Below are 21,985 nucleotides of genomic sequence, written 5' to 3' on the forward strand. Positions count from 1 at the left end.
GGCTCACCCCGGCACGACGACCGGGCGCCCGATCCGCTCCTCGGCGTTCTCACGGGCGAGAAGCCAGGTCAGGCGCGGAACTTCGTAGTGTGCGGCATGGGCGGTGACCTCCCCGCCCGAGGTGGTGACGGCTCCGCTGCCGATCAGGGCCTCCACGGTGCGCAGGGCCGCCCGCACCGGGCTGCCCAGCGCGGCCGCCGCCTCGGCGAGGGTGAACGGCCCCTCCAGGCCGGCGGAGGCCAGCCCGGCGAGGGCCTGGGCCTGGGCCGCCGGGAGGTCGCGCCAGGCCACGGCGAGCCGGTCGCGCACCAGGACGTCCCCGGCGGAGAGCTCGTCGAGCGCGCAGGCGGGGTCGGCCAGCCGGTCCGCGTACTCCGCGAGCGGCAGGTGGCGCAGGACCGAGAGGCGCATACCGGCGACCCGCACACCGAGCGGCAGCAGCCCGCAGCCGTGCACGACGCGCAGCGCCGCGGCGCGGTCCGCGGCGACACGGGCCGTGCCGACGAACCGGGCCAGCAGGTCGAGTGCCTCCGCCGGGTCCATCGGCGGCACGTCCACCCGGCCGACCGGCGCGAGACCGCCGAGCAGGCCCCGGGCGGTGACCAGGACGGCGGACCGGCCGTCCGTCGGCAGCAGCCCCCGCACGGTGTGCTCCCCGGGGGCGTCGTCCAGCACCACCAGGGCACGGTGCCGGACCAGCCAGCGACGCCACGCCTGCGGGGTCGCGGGGACACCGGTGAGGCCGGCCAGCCGGTCGAGGACGGTGGTGGCCGGCTGGGCCGCGCCGGCGCTGTCGCGGAGCCGGACCAGGAGGCGGCCGTCGGGGTAGCGGTCGGCGAGAAGCCGGGCGGCCCGTACGGCGAGGGCGGTCTTGCCGCTGCCCGCCGGCCCGGTGAGCAGCACGGTCCCGCCCTCCCCGCCGGGCCGGTCCAGCGCGTCGATGAGTTCCCGGAGCTGGCCGCCACGCCCGGTGAACGCCGTTGGGTCCGGGGGCAGTTCGGCAGAGGCTGCGGACCGCGCGATGCCGTGGGACCGGGACTCGGTGAGGACGTCCCGGTAGCGGTCGGCCATGGCGCCGCCCGGCTCCAGACCGAGTTCCCGGGCCAGTTCCTGCCGGTACTCGTCATAGACGGCCAGCGCCTCGGAGCGGCGTCCGGACTGGTGCAGGGCGGTCATCCAGGCCGCGTGCAGGCGTTCACGGAGCGGGTGCCGCTCGGCCAGCTCGCGCAACTCCTCCACGACGGCCGGGCCACGGCCGAGTGCCAGTTCGCACTCGGCCCACTCCTCGTGGACGGACAGGCACCGCCGCTCCAGGCGCTCGCCCTCGGCCGCGAGGGCGGGAGAGCGCCGCAGATCGTGCAGGGGCGTGCTCTGCCACAGGCCCACCGCCTCGCGCAGCAGGCCGACGGCGGAGGCCGGTTCGAGCCCGGCCGCGGACCGGGCGAGCCGCCGCATCCGCAAGGCGTCCACCTCGTCGTCCTCCACGCGCAGCACGTAGCCGCCGCAGTCGTGGACGAGGAGGCCGGGTGAGGCGGTGCGGCCGTCACCGAGCAGGGTACGCAGGCTGCTGACGTACACCTGGAGGTTCTTGCGAGCGGTGCGCGGCGGGTCGTCGGGCCAGACGGCGTCGGTGAGCGCGTCGGTGCCGACGGGGGTGTTGGGTCTGCTGAGCAGCAGGCCGAGCACGAGGCGCTGTTTGAGCGGCCCGAGGGAGAGCGGCACGCCGTCGCGGTGGGCGGCGAGGGGCCCGAGGACGGTGAAGTGCGGTCGGGACGGGTGCGCGCTGGTGCGGGGCGCAGGGGTCACGGGCGGGCCTCCCAGCTCCGTTGGTCGGGCACGGTGGTCACGCGTGCCCGACGGCGATGCTGCCCGGCGGGCCCGGGTACGGCATCGGGGCGTTCCCCCTACCTTTCCGCCGGGTCCCCGCCCGAAAATCCCCCGCGGCCCCCAGGTGGACCGGTCAGCGGCGCACCGCGGCCGAGACGCACTCGGCCGCGAACTCGCAGAGGGCGGTGCGGTCCTGGCGGCCGGTCTTGGCGAGCAGACTCGCCATGTGCTTCTCGACGGTGCGGGGGGAGATGGAGAGGTGCCGGGCGATCTGCTGGTTACCGGGACGGTCCGCGAGGAGGACGAACACCTCGTACTCCCGCGGGGTGACACCGCTGGTGCGCAGCGGGGCGGGTATGCGGTCGCGGCCGTCGCGGCGCTGCGGGGCGCTGGCCCCGGCCCTGCGCAGGGCGGCGCGGCACGCGGAGGCGACGGGCTGGACCGCGGCCGCGTGGAAGAACTCCTCGGCGGTCCGCAGCCACGTCACCGGCTCGCCCCAGCCGTCGGCGACGGCGGCCTCCGCGACCAGCCGCAGGGCGAGGTGGCGGGCGAGCGGGAACGCCTCCCCGGTGCGCAGGGCCGACCGGACCGCTTCCGCGGCGCCCGCCGCGTCGCCGCCGCGTCCTCGGTGGACCGCGTCGGCCATGCCGAGGAAGAGCTTGTTCCAGGCGAGCTGGGCGCCGTGCGAGGCGAGGGCCGCCCGGTGGTCCGCGGTGTCACCGGTCCCGTCCAGGGCGCGCAGCAGGGGGAGCAGGCCCCAGCGGCCGCCGAGGAAGTACAGGCTGGGCCGTTCGCGTTCCCAGGCGACCGCGGCCTCCAGGTGGTCCAGGGCGCCGGGGCGGTCCTCGTCGAGGAGGGCGCCGACGGCCAGGCACAGGCCACGCTGGAGCGGCACGAGGAGCGAGTCCTCGCCGCCGGCGCGCCGGAACCGCAGCAGGGCGGCGTCCCGCTCGCGGCGGCGCCCCTGGTGGGCGGCGAGAGTGGCGTCGGCGAGGAGGAGGTAGCGGTGGGCGGAGAGGTTGCGTACCCGGGCGGCGGCGTCGACCGAGCGGTCGACGGTGGCGCGGGCCTTCTCCCAGTCGCCGCAGAGCACCGCGTTCATGGCGATCAGCCCGTCCACGGTCTGGGTCAGCGCGAGGGCGCCGAGCTCTCCGGCGGCGGTACGGGCGGCCGCCAGCCGGGTCGCGTCGCCCGTGCGCAGGAAGGCGTTGGCGCCGAGCCGGACCAGGGCCTCCGTGCGCCAGGCGGCGAGCTGGTGGCGTTCGGAGACGGCGAGCATCCGCTCCAGGCAGGCGTCTGCCTCGTCGAAGCCCTGGTCCCGGCTGAGCAGCCCGAGCAGTTGCCACGCCTGGCAGGCGACCACCGGCAGGCCGTGCTCTTCGGCGACGGCCGCGGCCCGGCGGGCGGCTTCGGCGGCGTCGGCGGTGCCCTCCTCGCCCGCGCCGCCGGGAAGCAGCACGAGGTGGCCCTCGACCACGGCGAGCGCGGCCTGCTGTGCGGGCGGCGGCGCGGGACCCAGCAGGGCGCGGGCGGCGCGCACCCGGCGCCCGGCCTCCTCGGGGTGCTCGCCCATGACGGCGGCCCAGGCGACCCTGATGTGCGCGTCGGCCCGCTCGGCGGCGGCCGGTGTGCCGGGCGGCACCGGCGGCAGCCCCGCGGCCAGGGTGAACGCCTCAGCGAGCCGCCCGGCCTCTGCGAGGGCGACGGCGAGTGAGGCGGCGACCTCGGGGCGGCGGGCGTCGGGGGTCAGTCCGTGGGCGCGTTCCAGGAGCACGGCCGCGGAGCCCGCGGCGCCCTGGCCGAGCATCCGGCGGCCGGCCTCGGCGAGGTGCGCTCCCGCGGCGGCGGCGTCCCCGGCGGCCAGGCGCAGGGTGGCGAGGAGCTGACGGGCGTCCTCGCTCATGGCGGGCCCCAGTTCCTCCAGGGCGTCGGCCGCCCGGCGGGCGGTGGCGGCCCGTTCGGCGGGGAGCAGGGCGGCGGTGAGGGCTTCGGCGGTGAGCGCGTGCCGGAAGGCGTACCGGTCGGGGGCCGCGCCGTCCGGGGCGATGATGCCGGCCTCGGTGGCGGCGCGCAGATGGGCGAAGAGGGCGCGTTCCTCGTAGCCGAGCACGGTCTGCAGGAGGGGGACCTGGAAGGTGCTGCCCAGGGTGGCGGAGGTGAGCAGGAGTTCGCGGACGGGTGGGTCGAGGCGGTCCAGGCGGGCGGCCCAGCTGCGGACGACGCCGGTGGGGACGCCGCCGTCCGGCCCGTCCTCGCACCGCCAGCCGCCGTCCGTGCGGTGCAGGGTGCCGGAGTCGACCAGGTCGGCGAGGAGCACCTCCACCAGGTACGGGTTGCCTCCCGCGCGGCGCGCGATCCTGCGGTGGGCCTCGGCGGGCACCTCGCCGGGGGCGGCGTTCAGGCACGCCTCGGCCATTCTGTGCACCTGCGTGTCGTCCAGCGGGCCGAGTTCGAGGACGGTGGCGGTCTGCCGGCCGGCGGCGGCCCGGGTGACGTCCAGGGCGGGGCCCGGCTCGGGCCGGAGGGTGCCGAGAAGGAGGACGGGGAGGTCCGCGAGGTTGTCGGCGACGTACTCGACGACCGCGATCGTCTCGGTGTCGGAGTCGTGCAGGTCCTCCAGGACCATGACGCAGCCGCGCTCCCGTCCGAGGACGGAGAGCAGACGCAGCAGGGCCTCGGCGAGTTCGACCACGGAGGCGGGGAACTCGGGGCCGTGCCGCCGCCATTCGGGCACGAGTGCGGACAACGCGGGCCGGAAGGGCTCCAGTTCTGGTTCCTCGGGGGTGCCCGCGGCCCGGAACCGGGAGGAGAGGGCCTCCATCAGCGGCCGGTAGGGCACGACGAGCCCGGTGGAGGTGGCACGTCCCCGCAGGACGGGCACCTCGCGGGCGTACGCGTCGAAGGCGCACTGGCCCGCCAGCCGCGACTTGCCGATCCCCGCCTCGCCGACGAGGAACACCGCCCCTCCTGAGGACCGCCCGGCTGCGGCCAACCCCTTTGCCAGCAGAGCCGATTCACTGTCCCGCCCGACGATGACCGAGGAAGTCGCACGCATGTGCGCAGGCTACTGGAGCGGGCCCCGGAGCGGCAGGGCGTGCCGCTCCGGACGGGCCCCGGCGTCACTGCGGAGCGGTCATGGTGGTCCACGGCAGTTCGTGGGAATAGGCCGCTCCGCCCTCCGAGGCGCTCAGGAGTCTGGAGCGCAGACCGAGGGCGCCGGTGGTGAAGAGGGTGATGGCGCCGACCGGGTGTTCCCCGGCGCTCTCGCCGGTACCGCCGGTCAGGTGGGTGGCCGCGTCGTCGATCTGCATGGGATGCCTCGATCCTTGGTCGTGAGGACGGGTGAGGTGCTCGGGCTGTCGGTGCGGTGGTGCGTGCGGGGGCCGCGGTCAGGGGTGGTGGTCGGGGGCCGCGGTCAGGGTGGGCAGGTCGAGGAGGAGCACGGAGGGCACGCGGTCGGGGAATCCGGCCCGCAGCAGCCCGTGCCCGATCCCCGCGAGGCCGGTGAGCAGCCCCGCGTGCGGGACGTGGTCGGGTGTACCGCAGCGCGGTCCGCCGTCCTCGACCGAGGCCAGCAGCGCGCCGGTGCGGTGGACGAGCCCGGCTCGGGCTCCGGCCAGGGCGCCGTGGCCGAGGAGTTCGAGCAGGCCCGCCTCCCCGTGGCAGAGGCTGTCGTCGGGGCGGGGTCCGGCGCCCCGCAGCAGGCGGGTCGTCGCGGTGAGCCAGGCGGCCAGCCGGTGGTCGGCGAGAGCGGCGGGACTGTCGGCGACGGCGAGGGCGATGCCGGCCCGGCCGTGGCACCAGCCTTCGTCAGCGGCGCCGTTCGCCGCCGGGAGCGCGGCGACGGCCTCGCGGAGCGCCTCCAGCCCCGCCTCCCGGAAGCGCGGGGCCCCGCTCCTCTCGGCGTACCGCAGCAGTGCCCATCCCGTACCGGCCGAGCCGTCCAGGAATCCGGGCCCGGCGGGTGGTCCGGCGGCCGCCAGCCGTTCCGCGCACCGTCCGGCGGCACGCAGCGTCTCCGGCCGCCCGGTGGCCCGGTGTGCGGCGAGGAGAACCGCGAGCCCGCCGGCCGTCCCGGCGCCGACGCCGGTCTCACGCTCGCCCGCTGCGGCTGCCTCCAGCAGCCGCAGCGCCGCCGGAAGCGACTCGGCGCACGCCGGCTCTCCGAGCAGCCGCTCCACCTCCAGCAGGGTGTACGTGAGCCCGCCGAGCCCGGCGAAGGCGCCCGAGCCCACGGCGGGCGGCGCGGTGGGGTCCTCGTGCAGGGCGTCCAGCAGTCCGGCCACCGGCGCCAGGGACGCGCTCGCCGTCTCCGCGTACCGGGCGACACCGGTGACATCGGCGAGCTGGGCGAGGAAGAGGGCGGGGCCGCAGTAGCCGGCCGCGAGGTCGGCGGGCATCGGGCCGAGCCGCCAGTAGCGGTCGCCCAGGAGTTCCAGGCCGAGCCAGTTGGCGCGGTCCGCCGCGCGGTAGGCGAGGGAGACCAACTGGTCCCCGAGGGAGCGGGCGGCGGCGAGGAGCCGTTCGGGCTCGGGGGCGAAGGCGGGCCGGGGGCCGCGTCCGGGCCCGGCCGGGTGGTGGGCGGGCGTGGTGGAGGCGGAGACCATCGCGGCGCGGATCACCCACTCCTGGTCCTGCCGGTCCACGGAGTCGAGGGCCGCGATCTTCCCGGTGGCCCGGGCCAGTCCGGAGATCGGCACCGTGCCGGGCACGGCGCGGCCGGTGACCCCGGTCAGGGCGGTGCCGCCGGCCCGGACGGTGAAGACGGGCACATCGTGGGACCAGAGCTGGGCGATCTCCTCGTCCTCGAGCCCGGGCAGGGCGGGGTGGCCGAGCGTGCCCTCCCGCAGCCGGGCGAGGACGGCGTCCCGCGCGCCGGCCTCGCGCATCAGCTCGGGGTGGGTGGTCTCGTCGAGGAGGGTGGCGTAGACGGCGGTGGGCCGCGCCACCACGCGCACCTCGTCCCGCCGAAACCGCTCCAGCAGCCCGGTGGGCCCGAGCAGTTCCGCGCGCGCCTCGCCGAGGGCCGTGTAGGCCGCCCGGAAGCCTTCGCACAACTCGGCCGTGTACGCGGCCGGTTCGGCGGTCCGCTCGTGCAGGCGGGGCCGGTTGGCGGACTCCCGGAACCGGCCGGGGCGGCGCACCAGCCGCATGGTGTCCGTCCCGCAGTCGGCCCACCCGGCGAGCGCCACGGGGGAGAGCGCGGCGCGGCCGCCGCCGACCGCCGACATGTCGAGCGCGCTGTCGTCGCCGAGGAGGAACTGCGGCAGCAGGCCGACCCGGTGGACGGAGTCGTGCAGTGCCCTGCTCGCCGGGTCGTCGGAGGCGGCGATCGGCAGGGCCGGGTGGAAGAGGGTCTCCACGTCGACCAGGACGGGATGCTCGCCGTGGGCGATCAGGTTCTCGTGGTGCAGGTCGGTCCCGTCCAGTGCGTGCAGCAGGGCGAGCAGCGCGCCCTGCCGCCGGTAGAACTCCCGCACCTGCGGCTCGGTCCGGCAGGGCAGCACCTCCACGAACTCGACCCAGCCGTGGGTCCCCCGGTCGAGCACGGTCAGCGTGCGCAACCGGGGCGCGCCGGGCAGGCGCCCGAGCCAGTCGGCGAGGTCGTTGAAGTGGCGGTGCGCGGCGACCGGGCGGGGCTTGTACACCAGCCGCGTGCCGTCCGCGAAACGCAGCAGCGCCACCGTCCGGCCGCCGCCGTGACTGTCGCCCGCCCCGGCCTCGACGTCGACGAGCAGGCGATCGTCCGACCCGCACGGGAGCCCGGCCTCGGCCAGGGCCACGTGGTCGGCGACGAGGCGGCGCAGCAGTTCGGCGAAGGCGTCGGCCGCGTCGAGGCTGACCCGGCCGAGCAGCCGGGCGAGCACCGGGTGGGCCTTCAGCAGAGCGGCGAGGCCCCGCCGGCCCCCCGCCCGCCGCAGGAACTCCCGGAAGCGGGCCCGGCTGTCCCCACCGGTGAGCCCGCCCGCCTCTCGTGCCCGGTGCAGTTCGGTCACGAGCACACGGGCGGCGATCCGGGCCAGTCGCGGCCCGACCGCCCGGACCAGGCCGGCGCGGACCGCTGCGAGGTCGACGAGCCCTCGCTCCTCGCCCCCGAGAGCCGCCGCCATCCGGTCCCCCGCCGCCTCGGCGAACGGTGCGAGCACGCGCTCGAAGCCGCTGAGCCCCTCGTACTCCTCCTCGGGGAGGGGGAGGGCGGCGGGCGTGGCAGCGAGCACCTGCTCGACCCACTCCGCCCAGTCCGGTATCCGCCCGGCCCGCTCCTCCGTGCGCAGGGCCGGTGCCCACCAGGCCCCGCTCGCCGTGCGCTGCTCACCGTTCTCGAGCAGGGCGACCGCCCCCCGTCCGGCGGGGTCCGGTCCCGGACCGGGGCGGGCGGCGCCGCACCCCGGTCGCGAAGCGTTCCGCTCCAACGTCCCACCCCCTCGGTCCGACGCGGGACCTGTCGGCCCGCGGCGTGCCCCATCGTGCCGCGCGGAGGGTGGGGGCACATGGGGGTCGGTCCCCCATCTTTCTGGGCGGCCCGCAGTCGGTCGCCCCTCGGCGGTCGCGGCCAGGACACGCGGGCGGAGCCGGAGGAGGGCGGCGGCCACCTGGTCCAGGAGGCTCTCCACGCCGAGACCTGCCAGGAAGGCGCCGGTGGCCTCGGCGAGCGCCCCGCACGTGGACGGGAACTCCGTCACGCCCGGCGCCGAGGAGTGCCCGAAGCGGATGGGGCCGGGCGCGCTCACCCGGTACGCACCGGCCGGCGCCGGGAGCAGGTGCCGGAACGTGTGCGAGCTGCCGGACACCCGTGCGGCAGCAGGAGGACGGGGGCGCCCGCCGGGCCCGCCTCCCGGTGCAAGAAGGTCAGCAGCACGTCGAGAATTTCCTGCGCTCCGTGCGGTCTGTGCCTGCCCGGTGCGCATCCGACGATCGCGCGCGGCAGAGCACCGGCTTCCGCGCCGTCCCGTGTCCTGGGGCGGGCAGAGGTCACTCCACCTCGTCGCCCGGGTTCGGGCCGTGGGTGCCGCCCTTCCTCTTGCGGGGGTGCCGGGAGCTGCCGCGGGGTGAACTCGCGTAACCGGTGGGCAGCCGTGTCGTTGAGCTGGCACCGGGCCTGCCGCCGGGCACGGGGGTGGGGAGCAGTGTGAGCGCGTCCGAAGCCAAGTCCCTGCCCGGAACGTCACGTCGCCGGTCTGGCGACAGGGTCCCCCCGCAGACGCGTTGTGGACGGGGCCACTCCTCGCCCCGACTGCGACCAGCGGTGTGAACCGCTCTCCCCCGGTCGGACCGCCGCAGAAGAAGGGTGCTGCTGTATGAGTTCCGGAGAAGCTTCCGGTCGGCCCGTTCCGCCGCGCCCTCCCGGGGGGTTCGTGCCCGCGCGCGGGGTCTACACGGAGGCGGCGCGCCTGCAAAGGCTGAGCTGGCTCCGTGCAAGGACCCAGTCAACGTTGAACTCTCTACAGCACACACGGCTCGATGCCGGCAAGCTGACCGGGAACATCGAAGGGCTCGTCGGCGCCGTCGAGATCCCGATCGGAGTGGCCGGGCCCCTGCTGTTCTGCGGGACGAACGTCCGAGGTGAGAGGTACGCGCCTCTGGCGACCACGGAAGGTGCCCTGGTCTCGTCAGCGACACGTGGGGCCCTGGCCGTCACGATGGCGGGCGGCGTCAGCACTCACGCGGTCTCACAGGCGATGACGCGTGCCCCGGTCTTCGCGTTCTCCCGCCTGGCAGACGCCAGCCGCTTCGCCGCGACGGTCCCCCAGCACATCGGCGACCTCCGGACGGCCGTCCGGCAGGTCTCCAGCCATGCGGTGCTCGTCTCGATCGAACCCGTGATCCTGGGCAGGGCCGTTCACCTGAGGTTCAGGTACACCACCGGGGATGCCGCAGGGCAGAACATGACGACTGTCTGTACCTGGCACGCGTGCCAGTGGATCTTGCGGCAGTCGCACCTGGTCACGGATGACGCACTCGAATTCTTCCTCATCGAAGGGAACTCGTCCGGCGACAAGAAGGCGTCAGCCCTGGCCATGGCGGAGGGCCGTGGCATCAGGGTGGCCGCTGACTGCGTACTACCGACAGGTGTGATCGAACGGGTACTCAGAACCACCCCTGACGAGCTGGTGCGCGGGTATCAGCACATCGCAGCCGGGGCGGTCCACAGCGCGATGCTGGGCTCCAACGCGAACTCGGCCAACGTCGTGGCGGCGATCTTCACCGCGACCGGCCAGGACATCGCCTGTGTCCACGAGTCGGGCATGGGCCATTTCGTCCTCGAACGCACGCGGGACGGGGTCCACGCGAGCATGACCCTGCCGGGTCTGGCACTCGGCACGGTCGGAGGCGGCACCCATCTGCCCACGCAGCACGAGATGTTGGCGCTCATGGGATGCACCGGCCCGGGAAGTGCCGTCCGGCTGGCGGAGATCATCGCGGGCTTCGCTCTGGCCTTGGACCTGTCGACGGTCTCCGCGGCCGTATCGGACGATTTCGCCAGCGCGCACGAACGTCTCGGGCGCAACAGGCTGCCTCACCAGAGCGACACCGGGCGCCACGTCACACCGTCGGCCGGCGCCGAAGGCCCGGTGACGGAGGCAGCAGGGCCGCTGTCGCCCCCACCGGACGTTCACACACAGGAGCGTGAGGCGAGCGCCGAAGGCGGGGCCCGCTGAAACACGACGCGCGCTCTCGGCGACTCCGACCGCCAGGAGCGCCTGCCTGATCGGCTCATACCCGGCCCCGGCCCCCACCGGCTTCTGCGGTGCAGTGGTCAGGCTGTGGCCGCCGGCGGTGGCAGGGCGACGAAGGCGGCCTTCCTCGCGGATTCCAGCGCGGTCGTCAGGCTCTCCGCCACGGCAGCGGCCTGGCCGGTCAGTCCCTCGATCTCGGCCACGGCCATGTCGTCCCGCGCCGTCCGGGCAAGGAGATCGAGTACAGCGTCCGCGTCCTCGGACAGCTCCTCGATCTGCTTCCATTCCTCGTACCGCCGGTCGGCTTCCACAACCTGGTCGGCGTACTTCTCCAGGGCCACAACGCGCCGTTCGACGCCGTCCAGGCTTGCCCGCAGGGCGTCGCGTCGCCGCTGGAGGAGGGTGACGACCTCGGCGCCGGCGGGCTTGCCGGGTTCGGCTCCGGCGAGGCGGCTGTAGTCGCGCAGAGTGGTGGCGAGCTCCCATTCCTGGCGAGGCAGTGCCGCCTCGTTGTGGGCCTTGTCGATCAGGCCGTGGCGGTGGACGCGCGATCTCATGACCGTGGTGGTCGCCTTCTGGCCACGTGCCAGGAGCCCGCGGCACTCGTCCGTCAGCTCCTCCGGATCGACGACGTGGTCGCGGACGGCCGCCCAGTACCTTTCGGTCAGCCGCCTTCTGCGGGCGCGGCCGGTCACCAGGAGGACCCCGTACGCCGCGGTGGCCATTCCGGCGACCAGAGCCCCCCACCCGATGACGGTCTCGGCGGTGGAGAGGGCGTCATGGATCCTGGCGAGAAGCACGCCCGGAATCGGGCGGTCGCTGGAGCCGAAACGATGCGTGACGAAGTAGGCCCCCAAGGCGGTGGTCGAGACGACGGCGACCACGATGCGCTTGGTGTGGGTCGGTGCGCCCGAGCCGGAAAGGTCGAGAGCGGCCGGGTTTCGTCGAGCAGTCCGCAGAAGCTGCTTGTCGGCTTCGGGCGCGTCAGGGTTGATCACCGCGACAGCGGACGTCGGTCGCGGTATCCACGGATTCCTGGCCATCTCGGTCCCCTCCCCCAGGCACCGCGTCCCACCGCACGGGGCCTCATTCTCTGTTCACTGTAGTTACTGCGGATGACAGGCTGCTGTGCTCGTCCTTCAGCGCGCGAGGTCAAGGTGCCGATCCTGTCGCGCTCCGACGCCGCCTGGCCCCATCGCCTCATCGGCTGGGCCGGACAGCCCTGTCGTTCCCGCAGCACCGCGCCCGGGACCAACACCGCGACGCCCACGAGGATGAGCCACGCGCGCGGAGAAGGCGTGAGCGACCAGGTGACTTCGGAAGTCGCCGATGAGCAAGCGTAGTCGGCCCGGCCGTGGGTTGTCGGCCGTGCTGGTGAAGAGGCGGCCGCCGGTCGCGCACATCTGCTCGGCGTCGCCGTGACGGAGCTGGGCGAGGGCGAGCCGGGCAGTGGTGTGGGCGCGATGACGGCGACAGGTCCGCGGCCGTGCGGCCAGGACTCGGTGCGATGCGGCTTCGGCCTCTGCCGGGCGGCCGACGGGGTCGTGGACGATCACGGTCAGCGAGGGGAGTGAGTGACCTTCCAGGCTTCGCCAGGTCGGCATCGGATGGCTGAGGAGGCCGGTAGTCGCCTTCACCCGGACGGACGGGTCGACCCAGCAGGCGCGCGTCGCGCGGGAGTTGTTCGCCCCGGCGGTGATGGCGCCGGGGAGGCACAGGGGCCCGACACGCGGTTCGAGCCCCTGTACACCTCAGGCCACGGCGGCGATGGAGCGGCCCGCCCAGACCGGAGCCGGCTCGGTCAGCTCGGTGAAACGGCGCCTGACCGCGTCCGGGAACGCGGCGGCCCGGCCCGCCCGCTGGTCGACGTGGACCGCGAGCAGCTCCGTCGTCGCCACCGGAGCCGCGGCGGACGCCGGCTCCGACGCCGGGTCGGACACCAGGTACATCTCGTGCGCGAAGTGCGCCTTGCGGACTGCCGCCCCCAGCACGCGGGTGCGGACGGCCAGGTGTGCGGTGTCGGGCACGTCCTGGAGGAAGCGGATGTGAGACTCGACCGTGTAGAGGGAGCAGCCCGTGGACTCGCGGTAGCCGGAGCCCAGGCCCGTCTCATCCATCAGCGCGTCGGTGGCGTGACCGAAGACGAGGACGTAGAAGGCCTCGCTCATGTGGCCGTTGTAGTCGATCCACTCCGGGCGGACCGTGCTGTGGAACAGAGGGAGCCTCGTCATCGGGCGCCCCCCTCGCGCCCCAGACGGCCGGTGGCGCGCAGCACTTCGATGACCCCCTGGTCCCGTTCGGCCACCAGGTCCGCGATGGTGCGGCCGTCCGCGGCCTCGTCGCAGCCCGTCACCACGGCGTCGTACAACTCCGTGTCCAGCTCCGGCGCTTCGAGGCGAGTCCAAGGCGACTTCAGGGACGGGCCGAAGTGGTCCAGCATGTGCGCCATGCCCCCCTCGCCGCCGGCGAGCGCGAAGGTCAGCATGGGCCCCATCACCGCCCAGCGGAGCCCGGGCCCCTCGGTGATCGACAGGTCGATGTCGCGGACCGTCGCCTCGCCGTTGGCGACCATGTGCAGCGCCTCGCGCCACAGGGCCTCCTGGAGACGGTTGGCGATGAAGCCGGGCACCTCGTTGTCCATCGTGATGACGGACTTGCCCGCGCTCTCGTAGAAGCGGGCGGCCCAGGCGACCGCCGCCGCGTCGGTGCGCTCACCGCCGACGACCTCGACGAGCGGGATGAGATAGGGCGGGTTGAACGGGTGGCCGACGACCAGGCGCGACGGATCGGCGGCCGTGGTCTGCATGTCGGTCATCGGGTAGCCGGAGGTGGAGGAGGCGATGACGACGCCGGGCGGCGTGGCCGCGTCCAGACGGGCCAGCAGATCGCGCTTGAGGTCGAGCTTCTCGGGCGCGCTCTCCTGTACGAACTCGGCGTCGGCCACGGCCTGTTCGAGGGTCGCGGCAACGGTGAGCCGGTCGGCCGACGCGCCCTCGGCGAGGCCGAGCGAGGTGAGCGCCGGCCACGCGGCGTCGACCAGGCGGCGCAGCTTCTGCGCGGCGCCGGGCGCGGGGTCCCAGGCGGTCACGTCGTAGCCGCGCGCCAGGAAGTGGGCGACCCAGCCGCCGCCGATGACTCCGGCGCCGACGCAGGCCACGCGGCGGACGTTCTCCGGAGGGGTGATCCCGGATGACGTCGTCTTCGGGGACGTCGGGTCGGGCGAGGTCTTCTCGGGTGAGGTCATGAGGGGGCCCTTCGTCGTCACCGCGGACTACTTGCGCGTCTTGAGGCCGAGCGTGGCGCGGGCCTCGTCCGGTGTCGCGACACGTGCGCCGATCGACTCGGTGAGGGTCACGGCACGCTCGACGAGCTGGGCGTTGGTCGCCTTGTTCCCCTTGCCGAGGTACAGGTTGTCCTCCAGGCCCACGCGGACGTGGCCGCCGAGCAGGATCGACTGCGCGACCCACGGCATCTGCGTCCGTCCCAGCGCGAAGCTCGCCCAACGCGCACCGTCCGGCAGCATGTTGACCATCGACTGGAGCACTCCCGGATCCGCCGGCGCGCCCCACGGGACGCCCATGCACAGCTGGAACACGGTCGGGTCGTCGAGCAGCCCCTCAGCGAGCAACTGCTTGGCGAACCAGAGCTGGCCCGTGTCGAAGATCTCCAGCTCGGGCCGTACGCCCAGCTCCTGGATTCGCCGTGCGCCCGCACGCAGCATGTCGGGCGTCGAGACGTAGAGATTGGAGCCGTCGCCGAAGTTGAGCGAGCCGCAGTCCAGTGTGCAGATGTCGGGAAGCAGGTCCTCGACGTGCGGCAGGCGCTCCAGACCGCCGACAAGGTCGGTGCCGGGGAGGTGGGTGAGCGGGTCGTCCGGGTCGATGACCAGATCGCCGCCCATCCCGGCGGTGAGGTTGATGACGATGTCGGTGCCGGTCTCCTTGATGCGCTCGACGACCTCCCGGTAGAGCTTCGGGTCGCGGGACGGGCCGCCGGTCTCCGGGTCGCGCACGTGGATGTGGACGACGGCCGCTCCGGCGGCGGCCGCCTCCACGGCGTTCCTTGCTATCTGCTCCGGGGTGACGGGGACGTGGGGGCTTTTGCGGACGGTGTCGCCGGCGCCCGTGAGCGCGCAGGTGATGATGACGTTCTCGGTCATGGGCATGTGGAGGCCTCCCGGATTCTTGTCTCCGCGGCGATGGCGGGGCAGGGGGCGGGGCTTCCGTGGCTTCTGGGCTACGGAGCCAGGATCGTGTGGGTGACGTGGGCCGTCAGTGTCGCGTGCATCGCGTCGGCGGCCGTGGCGGAGGACGGCCCGCTCGCCGAGAGGACGTGGGTCGCCAGGCCGTCGATCAGAGCGGTCAGAGTCAGTGCCGCCGCATCCGGATCGATCCCGGCGCGGAACACCCCCTGCCCGACGCCCCTGCGCAGGACGTCGGTGACGGTTTCCCGCCACTGCCGGTAGTACTCGGAGTGCAGTCGGCCCACCGCCGTGGAGCGGGCGGCCTCGGCCCACAGGTCGAGCCACACCGCCCACTGGCGGCGCTGCTGAGCGGTGCGCGGCGTCTGCAGCGCGATGAGCTGGCGCAGCTCCGCCGCCGCGTCGTCCGCCTCGGCGAGGTGGGCAGCACGGCGCGCGGTGTCCTCGTCCATGCACCAGCGAACGGCTGCTTCCAGGAGCTCGGCGCGGCCCGGGAAGTGATAGTGGATCGCGGCACTGCTGGTGGCGCAGGCGCGGGCGATGTCGGCGACCCGCACCGCGCGGAAACCGCGCTCCGCGACCAGCCGGACCGTCTCGCGGACGATCTGCAGCGGTCGCCCGCCCTCGATGCCGACGGCGGGCGCCGTTCCCTTCTCGCGTGGCCGGCTGCCGAGCAGCCAGTCGGCGTCGACCCGCCCTTCGTCTGCGATCCGCGCCAGTTCCGCGACCGTGAAGCGGCGGGTGCCGCTCAACGCACGCGAGAGCTTGGACGGGTCCATCACGACACGGCGCGCGAACTCGCGCTGGCTGACGCCCGCGTTCGCGATGACCGCACGGACGCGAACGGCGGCGTCGGCAGTCGGTGCGCTCGTCGGGCCCTCGTCGCTCTTCACAGGCAACACCCTAGGAGTGCGTTGCGATAATCTCAACACCCGAGGAGGGTGGAGTAGCTGTTAAGAGAGCAGATTGAGGTCCTGACTGATGAATCAGTCAGAGAGGCAACGTCTCCTGCGGCCTTGAGGTGTAAGCCGTCTGCCGGTGCCAGGCTCGTCCGCACTCCGACGAGACCGTCACGGCCCGGACGGAACGCCGGCGCCGGGCGGCGGGCAGCCCTTGACCAGCGCCTCAGACGGCACGTTTCGGACCCGGTGACACCGCCCCCAGGTCATCCGTTCGACAGGGGCGACAATGCTGTCGGGACCGCCGCCCGGGCCCGAGATGAAGCTGCCGGCCGACCTCAAGGTCACCTTCGAGGAGACGAAGCTGAAGGACCCCGACCAGGCTGCGGCTCTCCGGGACGCCCAGCTCTGCGCCAAGTCCACCGTCTTCGGCATCGCTGAGCCGGACCCCGAGTCGGAGGCGTACGGCTACTACGCCGTGACCGGCAGCCAGGCCGAGAAGTACGCGAAGGCCCGGATCGGCGTCTACGTCGACGGCGGCCTGACGATTGCCGGCGAGCGGCAGCACAGCCGCGCCGAGGTGCGGCCCGGGAAGAAGGACGGGTACGTCGTCACCTTCTGCAGCGATGAGAGCAAGGTCAAGGGCAAGCAAGAGGCGAGCGGTGAAACCTTCACGGGCGACCCGGGCCCGACGAACCTGTGGCACTGGACGCTCGACATGGTGCCCTCTCCCAAGATCGACGGCCTGTGGCTCACCCAGGAGGCGATCGTGAAGGGCCGTGCCTCCGCCGAGTGCGGCTGACCGCCGCCCTGGCCGCGGTGAGGGCTTCTCCCCTTCGGCCCGCCCCGGAGGCGCGCGGCACGACGCGGGGTCGGACCTTGCCGACGGGGCCCGGGTCGCCATGGGAGACCCTGCGACCAGGGCTGTCACGGTGAGGGGCATCTGGCACCGTGGCACCGGGCCGGCCCGTCACTTCCTGTCCCGGCCCGGAGCCCGGGGTCGGCATCAGTCACGCGCCGGATGAGGTCCAAGGGGGCTTCTTGACCGGAGCAGGCGGCTGCGGAGCGTCGTCGGCGAACTGGACGAGATCACGGTTCAACGAGTGGCCGCTCCGTCGAACCCCGCGTAGCTGTCCGGCAGCTGGAGTTCCGCCCAGATGGTCTTGCCGTCGGTCGAGTGCCGGGCGCCCCAGCGCTGGGTCAGCTGAGCGACCAGCATCAGCCCGCGTCCGCCCTCGTCGAAACCGGCCGCCCGGCGCAGGTGCGGGGCGGTGCTGCTCGTGTCGGAGACCTCGATGATGAGCGTGCGGTCCAGGATCAGCCGCAGCCGGATGGGGCCGGACGCGTGCCGGATGGCGTTGGCGATCAGCTCGGTGACCACCAGCTCGGTGGTGAACACCGCTTCCTGGAGCTCCCACCGTGTCAACTGCTCGTCGATGTCCTTACGGGCGGTACCGCAGCTCGCCGGGTCGTCGGGGATCTCCCACGTCGTCACGTGCGCCGCGTCCAGCACCCGGGTGCGCGCCATCAGCAGGGCCACGTCGTCGTCCGGCGCCCCGCCCGGCAGCAGCGCCTCGATGACCGCCCCGCACTGGGCGTCGAGCGAGGCGGTCGGCGGGGCGGCCACCGCCTCGTGCAGCAGTCGGTAGCCCTCGTCGATGTCCCGGTCGCGGCGCTCCACCAGGCCGTCGGTGAACAGCGCCAGCACCGAGCCCTCGGGCAGCGAGAACTCCGCTGACTCGAACGGCAGCCCACCCAGACCCAGCGGCGGCCCAGCGGGCAGCTCCATGGTGGTTCCGCCACCCGTTTCCGGGTCGATCAGGACGGGGGGCGGATGCCCGGCCCTGGCTACCGTGCAGCCGCCGGCGACCGGGTCGTAGACCGCGTACAGACAGGTCGCGCCGATGTCCCCGGCCGGCTCCTCTCCCCCGGTCTCGTCGGAGAGACGGAGCACGAGGTCGTCCAGGTGGGTGAGCAGTTCGTCCGGGGGCAGATCGACGTCCGCGAGCGTGCGTACCGCGGTACGCAGCCGGCCCATGGTCGCCGAAGCCTGCACCCCGTGCCCCACCACGTCGCCCACGATCAGTCCCACCCGCGCCCCGGACAGCGGGATCACGTCGAACCAGTCGCCGCCCACACCGGTCCGCCCGGCCGCCGCCAGATAGCGGGAGGCGACCTGCACGGCGCTGCGTTGCGGGAGCGTCCGCGGCAGGAGGCTGCGCTGGAGCGCCAGCGCCGTCTCCCGCTCCTGAGTGAAACGCTGTGCGTTGTCCAGGCACACTGCGGCCCGGGCCACGATCTCCCGGGCCACCAGTACGTCGTCCGGCGTGAACGGATCCGGGCGCCGGTACCGAAGGAACTGCGCGACCCCCAGCGTCACCCCGCGCGCCGACAGCGGCACGGACAGGATGGAGTGCACCCCCAGCTCCCTGGCGTGACGTGCTCGCTCCGGTTCCTGCTCCGCCCAGGCGCGAAAGGCCTGATCGTCCTTGTGCAGCACCAGCGACTCACCCGTGAGCACGGCCCGCACCGGCGAGGACGCGATGGCGTGGTCCCACTCCTGCCCGGTCTCCACCAGCGCCTCGGGGGTGTCCTCCCGGGTGGAGCGGTGCGCGGCCCGGCGCAGGGTCAGCACGCCGAGCGACGGCGGGGTGTCGCTGTGCGGCTGCGGGGTGATGAGCAGGTCCACGCTGCCGAAGTCGGCCAGCCGGGGCACGCACACGTCGACCAGTTCCTGGGCGGTGCGGCCGACCTCCAGAGTGCTGCCGATCCGCCGGGTGGCGTCGTTGACCAGTTGGAGCCGCACCTGCGCCCGGGCCTCGTCGGTGATGTCGACGGCGGACAGTGCGACCGCCACCAGCTCGCCCTGTGCGTCCCACACCGGAGCGATCCGCGCCAGCCAGGCGTGCTCGCGCGACTCGCCGCCGCTGCGCAGCCGGGTGCGGACGTCCCTGGGCCTGCCGCTCTCCATCACCTGGCGCAGTTGCTCCTCCAGTTCGACGCTCTGCGGCTTGCCGCCGATCTCCGACAGCCGCAGCCCGCGGGCCTCGTCCTCGGTGAGCCCGATGACCTCCTCCATCGCGCGGTTGGCCCGCCGCAGCCGGACGCCGGTGTCGTACAGGGCGAGGGCGTTGGGCGCGTAGAGGAACGCCGGGCGGGGCAGCTGGTCGTCCTCCACGGTGCGCTCGGCCCCGGCCAGCGGGCTGACGAGCAGCCACCCGTCGGGGTGACCTTCGTATCGCGGAAGCCAGTGGGCCAACAGCCGCACGGTCAGCCGTCGGCCGTCGCGGTGCCGCAGGTCCACGGTGCCCTTCCAGCGCAGCCGCCGCTCGTCGCCGCACGGGGCGGTGGCGGAGGGGTCGGCGAGGAGTTCGCGGGCCGGGCGGCCCAGCATCTCCGCCGCGGTGTGACCCAGCAGCCGCTGGGCGCCGTCGTTCCAGTGCGTGATCCGGCCGGAGCCGTCCAGGAGGACCCGGGCGGTGGCTCCCTCGTCCGGGGCCCGCCCCCAGGGGTCGTCTCCGCGCCAGGAAGGGCGTCCATGGCCGACAGTGCTCACCTTCCCAGCCTGAGGCACCAGTGAGGGGGGCGGCAATCCGGGAACGCCAGGCGGGGGCTCGGACACGGACCGTGAGACGTCGCAGCCCGTCGGCAAGCAGGCCGTTAGCCCGGGTAAGCCCGCTGGAGGCGCGTTGAGCACCACGAACAGAGACTCCGGCGAAGCTGCGTACCTGAACCGAGACCCGCTCACGGAGATCGTGTCCGAGACGGCCCATAGAGTGCGCCCATGATCGAACACAGGAACACCGACCGAGTGCATCGCTTCCGCGCCGAAGCCGCTTCCCGGGGACTGCCGGCCCACGAGACGGAGGAGTGGCTGAAGGCTGTCAAGCCCGCGGTCTTCTGGACGTACAAGGGTGACGGGCCCGTCGCGGCACGGTTGGGCGGGGACGCGCTGCTGCCCCGAGAGGCACCGACCCCGACCGCCCCCCTGGTCGCCACCGTCGACTGCTCACTGCTGCCGTCCGACACCGGGCTCCCCTTGCCCGCCGACGGCCACCTGCTGTTCTTCGCCGAGCCGAACGTGAGCTTCTACGGCTCGAAAACCGACATCGTGCGCTACGTCCCCGCCGGCACTCGGACGACCGCACGTCCTGCCGATTCTTGGTACGACGCGTACCCGTCGCACGACCTGCGCATGGCATGGTTCGGTACTTCCACACCGGACACGGACACCTACGCCTCAGCGAAGTGGGGCGACGACCTGGACGATGAGGAACTCGACCGCGTCACGCGACTCGTGGAAGACATGGACGGCGCCTGGACGAGCACCGGCGGCCTGTGGCCCATGTGGACCCTCGCGCTTGGCGGCAACACCATCGCCCTGAACTGCGACCCGCTGGACAGCGTCCGGGAGGACGAACCGGAGGACGCCGAGAACTGGGTGCTGCTGGCCACCTGGCGCTGCGGCGAGGAGGTCAAGCAACTGGACCAGGGCATCATCAGCTGGCTGATCCGCCGCACAGACCTGGCCTCTCTCCGCTTCGACCGCGCCTATCTCTGGGTCGACATGTGACACCGCGGCAATGCGCCCCTGCCGGTTCCCGACTGGCGCGGCAGGGGCCTGCTCGATGGAGTCTGGTGGCGGCCCCCACCACGCCGTGGGCGACGGCTGGTCCATGGGAATCACCCTGGCGCCGGGCCACAGGAGCCGTACGGCGCCGGGCGCCCGGCGGCCGGGGCTCCCCGGCGCGGCCAAGGCCGCGGTTCACGGACTGCGCCCGGCTGGAGCACGCGCTGAGCGACGGCCCGGGGCCGAACCGGAACAGTTCTGGCGGGCAGAGGCCGACGGTGCCCTACGTCGTGCCGGTCGCGTCCAGCGCCGATCGCGCCGCGCGCGAACGGGCAGGAGCGGGGGTCTGGGGACGCCTTCAGCCACGCGCCCGGCTCGGCGAGGCCGACGCCTTCGCCGACCTGGTGAGGTCCGCTGACACCGCGATCACAGGTCTCACAGATCTCGGGTCGGTCAGCAACGCCGGAAGGACCTCCCCGCAGCCGCGGCGTTAGCCGGTCACGGTCCCGCTGCGGGTGACCCGGGAGAGGAGGGCGGGTGACCACGAAAGACCCGCGAGCCCGATCGCCCTCGGGCGCGGACGGGACCGGCCCCGCACGAGGCCGTGGCAGTTGAGTCTCCCGCCACTGGAGGGTTCAGGATCTCGCTCATGGACGAGACATTCACCATCGGTCAGCTCGCGCGCCTCACCGGGCTTTCGGTACGGACGCTGCGCTACTGGTCGGACGAAGGAGCGATACCGCCCGTGGCCCGCTCCGTGAGCGGCTACCGCTTGTACGATCCCCTCTCCGTGGCACGCGCCGAGTTGGTCCGCGCCCTGCGGGAACTGGGCCTCGGGCTCGACGACGTGTGTGGCGTCCTGAGCGGCCGCAGCACGGTGGCAGAGGTCGCCGAGGCGCATGTGCACGCGGTCGACGCGCAGATCCGTGCCCTCAGGACGAGCCGGGCAGTCCTGTCCGCAGTGGCGGAACGTGGTGCCTCCGCCGAGGAGGCGACGCTGCTGAACCGGCTCGCACGACTTTCCGGCGCCGAACGCGAGCGCGTCATCGAGGAGTTCAAGGAAGAGGTGTTCGGCGATCTCGACGACCCGGGTCTCCGCGAGCGTATGCACGCCTACACCGTCGAGCTGCCGGACGATCCCACACCTGACCAGCTCGCCGCCTGGATCGAGTTGGCCGAACTGGTAGGGGACTCCGGCTTCCGTGCCCGGTTGCGCACCTGGACGGAACTCAACACGCCTGTGCCCGGGCGGGGTCGTCCACCCGGCGCCTGCGTCTGGTGGGCCAGGCAGGTCGTCCACACCGTCGCGGAGGCCAGGGATCGTGGCACCTCTCCCCGCGAGCCGGCCGCGAGGGACCTGCTGACCTCGTTGTTCCCCGACACCGACTGGCCCGCCGTACTCCGCAGCGTCGAGGCAGGACTCGCCGCGGAGGCGGAGCGCTACCGCGGACTGCGCGCCCGGGTCCGCGGGCTGCGGACGTCACCCGACGCGACCGGAGAGCTGGAGTGGCTCGCCGAGGCCCTGCGTTCCGCTCTCCGGGCACGGTGACCGGGCCACGACCTACTCCTGGCGCTGCGGATGGCCGGCGGAGGCGGTACGGGCATCCGGAGGTCCGGACCTGTACCTCACTGACGGACCCATCCGGCGAGCCGCGGCCCGGGGGCTTCGGCCAGCGCTGCTTCGACCGGCCGGTCCGCACGCCGCATTGGCGCCCAGCCCACATCAGGCCGTGCACGGTGACCGGAGGGCGCGTGGTCGGGCCGATGGCCCGGACCAGCGACAGCCACGGCGTCCCCGTGCCGGGCCCCG

Annotated in this window: 14 protein-coding genes; 4 read left to right on the forward strand and 10 right to left on the reverse strand. The window is 73.8% G+C overall.

The window, feature by feature from the left end; genetic code table 11:
- Window positions 1–3 precede the first annotated feature (3 nt).
- The 4 genes from Sdia_RS18485 to Sdia_RS18500 form a co-directional block, all read right to left on the reverse strand.
- Window positions 4–1,806 carry an AfsR/SARP family transcriptional regulator gene (locus Sdia_RS18485; protein WP_189500259.1) on the reverse strand — a complete coding sequence of 601 codons (1,803 nt, stop codon included), beginning with the start codon at window positions 1,804–1,806 and terminating at the stop codon, window positions 4–6.
- Between the two features lie 154 nt (window positions 1,807–1,960).
- On the reverse strand, window positions 1,961–4,882 hold the full coding sequence (locus Sdia_RS18490) for an ATP-binding protein (RefSeq protein WP_189500258.1): 2,922 nt from the start codon (window positions 4,880–4,882) through the stop codon (window positions 1,961–1,963).
- A 64-nt stretch (window positions 4,883–4,946) separates the two neighbouring features.
- Complete coding sequence (locus Sdia_RS18495) at window positions 4,947–5,138, reverse strand: hypothetical protein (protein WP_100454233.1); 192 nt, start codon at window positions 5,136–5,138, stop codon at window positions 4,947–4,949.
- Between the two features lie 78 nt (window positions 5,139–5,216).
- Window positions 5,217–8,240, reverse strand: coding sequence for a type 2 lanthipeptide synthetase LanM family protein (locus tag Sdia_RS18500; protein WP_189500257.1), 3,024 nt, complete (start codon window positions 8,238–8,240; stop codon window positions 5,217–5,219).
- A 1,020-nt stretch (window positions 8,241–9,260) separates the two neighbouring features.
- On the opposite strand from Sdia_RS18500, the gene Sdia_RS18505 reads away from it, so the two are divergent.
- Window positions 9,261–10,487, forward strand: a complete 1,227-nt coding sequence (locus tag Sdia_RS18505; protein WP_229831330.1) for a hydroxymethylglutaryl-CoA reductase — start codon at window positions 9,261–9,263, stop codon at window positions 10,485–10,487.
- A gap of 98 nt (window positions 10,488–10,585) precedes the next feature.
- On the opposite strand, the gene Sdia_RS18510 is transcribed toward Sdia_RS18505, so the two are convergent.
- From Sdia_RS18510 to Sdia_RS18530, 5 genes are all read right to left on the reverse strand, one after another.
- The gene (locus Sdia_RS18510) at window positions 10,586–11,503 is read right to left on the reverse strand and encodes a hypothetical protein (protein ID WP_189500255.1); all 918 of its coding nucleotides are present in this window, start codon (window positions 11,501–11,503) and stop codon (window positions 10,586–10,588) included.
- Window positions 11,504–12,256: 753 nt separating this feature from the next.
- A complete protein-coding gene (locus tag Sdia_RS18515) occupies window positions 12,257–12,736 on the reverse strand; it encodes a thioesterase family protein (protein WP_189500254.1) in 480 nt (159 codons plus the stop codon).
- The gene (locus tag Sdia_RS18520; protein ID WP_189500253.1) at window positions 12,733–13,749 is read right to left on the reverse strand and encodes a 3-hydroxyacyl-CoA dehydrogenase NAD-binding domain-containing protein; all 1,017 of its coding nucleotides are present in this window, start codon (window positions 13,747–13,749) and stop codon (window positions 12,733–12,735) included. The genes Sdia_RS18515 and Sdia_RS18520 overlap by 4 nt, the downstream gene beginning before the upstream one ends.
- A 27-nt stretch (window positions 13,750–13,776) precedes the next feature.
- Entirely contained in the window at window positions 13,777–14,670 is an 894-nt protein-coding gene (locus Sdia_RS18525) for a beta-keto acid cleavage family enzyme (RefSeq protein WP_189500252.1), read from the reverse strand.
- A 71-nt stretch (window positions 14,671–14,741) separates the two neighbouring features.
- Window positions 14,742–15,599 carry a TetR/AcrR family transcriptional regulator gene (locus Sdia_RS18530; protein WP_189500251.1) on the reverse strand — a complete coding sequence of 286 codons (858 nt, stop codon included), beginning with the start codon at window positions 15,597–15,599 and terminating at the stop codon, window positions 14,742–14,744.
- 295 nt (window positions 15,600–15,894) lie between these two features.
- Between Sdia_RS18530 and Sdia_RS18535 the strand changes: the two genes are divergently transcribed.
- The gene (locus Sdia_RS18535; RefSeq protein WP_189500250.1) at window positions 15,895–16,407 is read left to right on the forward strand and encodes a hypothetical protein; all 513 of its coding nucleotides are present in this window, start codon (window positions 15,895–15,897) and stop codon (window positions 16,405–16,407) included.
- A gap of 294 nt (window positions 16,408–16,701) precedes the next feature.
- On the opposite strand, the gene Sdia_RS18540 is transcribed toward Sdia_RS18535, so the two are convergent.
- Window positions 16,702–19,161 (reverse strand): SpoIIE family protein phosphatase, encoded by a 2,460-nt coding sequence (locus Sdia_RS18540; RefSeq protein ID WP_189500249.1) that lies wholly within the window; start codon window positions 19,159–19,161, stop codon window positions 16,702–16,704.
- Window positions 19,162–19,389: 228 nt separating this feature from the next.
- Here Sdia_RS18540 and Sdia_RS18545 point away from each other — a divergent pair, with 228 nt between their 5' ends.
- Both Sdia_RS18545 and Sdia_RS18550 read left to right on the forward strand, forming a co-directional pair.
- Window positions 19,390–20,178, forward strand: coding sequence for a DUF1963 domain-containing protein (locus tag Sdia_RS18545; RefSeq protein ID WP_189500248.1), 789 nt, complete (start codon window positions 19,390–19,392; stop codon window positions 20,176–20,178).
- Between the two features lie 646 nt (window positions 20,179–20,824).
- Window positions 20,825–21,724, forward strand: coding sequence for a helix-turn-helix domain-containing protein (locus Sdia_RS18550; RefSeq protein ID WP_189500247.1), 900 nt, complete (start codon window positions 20,825–20,827; stop codon window positions 21,722–21,724).
- The last annotated feature ends 261 nt before the right edge of the window (window positions 21,725–21,985 follow it).

It is taken from the genome of Streptomyces diastaticus subsp. diastaticus, assembly GCF_011170125.1.
Taxonomy (GTDB): Bacteria; Actinomycetota; Actinomycetes; order Streptomycetales; family Streptomycetaceae; genus Streptomyces; species Streptomyces diastaticus.

What these genes read in the sequence shown, in the direction of transcription:
- Sdia_RS18490 (WP_189500258.1), bottom strand. Translation starts at nt 4,882, where the DNA reads ATGCGTGCGACTTCCTCGGTCATCGTCGGGCGGGACAGTGAATCGGCT.
- Sdia_RS18495 (WP_100454233.1), bottom strand. Translation starts at nt 5,138, where the DNA reads ATGCAGATCGACGACGCGGCCACCCACCTGACCGGCGGTACCGGCGAG.
- Sdia_RS18515 (WP_189500254.1), bottom strand. Translation starts at nt 12,736, where the DNA reads ATGACGAGGCTCCCTCTGTTCCACAGCACGGTCCGCCCGGAGTGGATC.
- Sdia_RS18520 (WP_189500253.1), bottom strand. Translation starts at nt 13,749, where the DNA reads ATGACCTCACCCGAGAAGACCTCGCCCGACCCGACGTCCCCGAAGACG.
- Sdia_RS18525 (WP_189500252.1), bottom strand. Translation starts at nt 14,670, where the DNA reads ATGCCCATGACCGAGAACGTCATCATCACCTGCGCGCTCACGGGCGCC.
- Sdia_RS18535 (WP_189500250.1), top strand. Translation starts at nt 15,895, where the DNA reads ATGCTGTCGGGACCGCCGCCCGGGCCCGAGATGAAGCTGCCGGCCGAC.
- Sdia_RS18545 (WP_189500248.1), top strand. Translation starts at nt 19,390, where the DNA reads ATGATCGAACACAGGAACACCGACCGAGTGCATCGCTTCCGCGCCGAA.
- Sdia_RS18550 (WP_189500247.1), top strand. Translation starts at nt 20,825, where the DNA reads ATGGACGAGACATTCACCATCGGTCAGCTCGCGCGCCTCACCGGGCTT.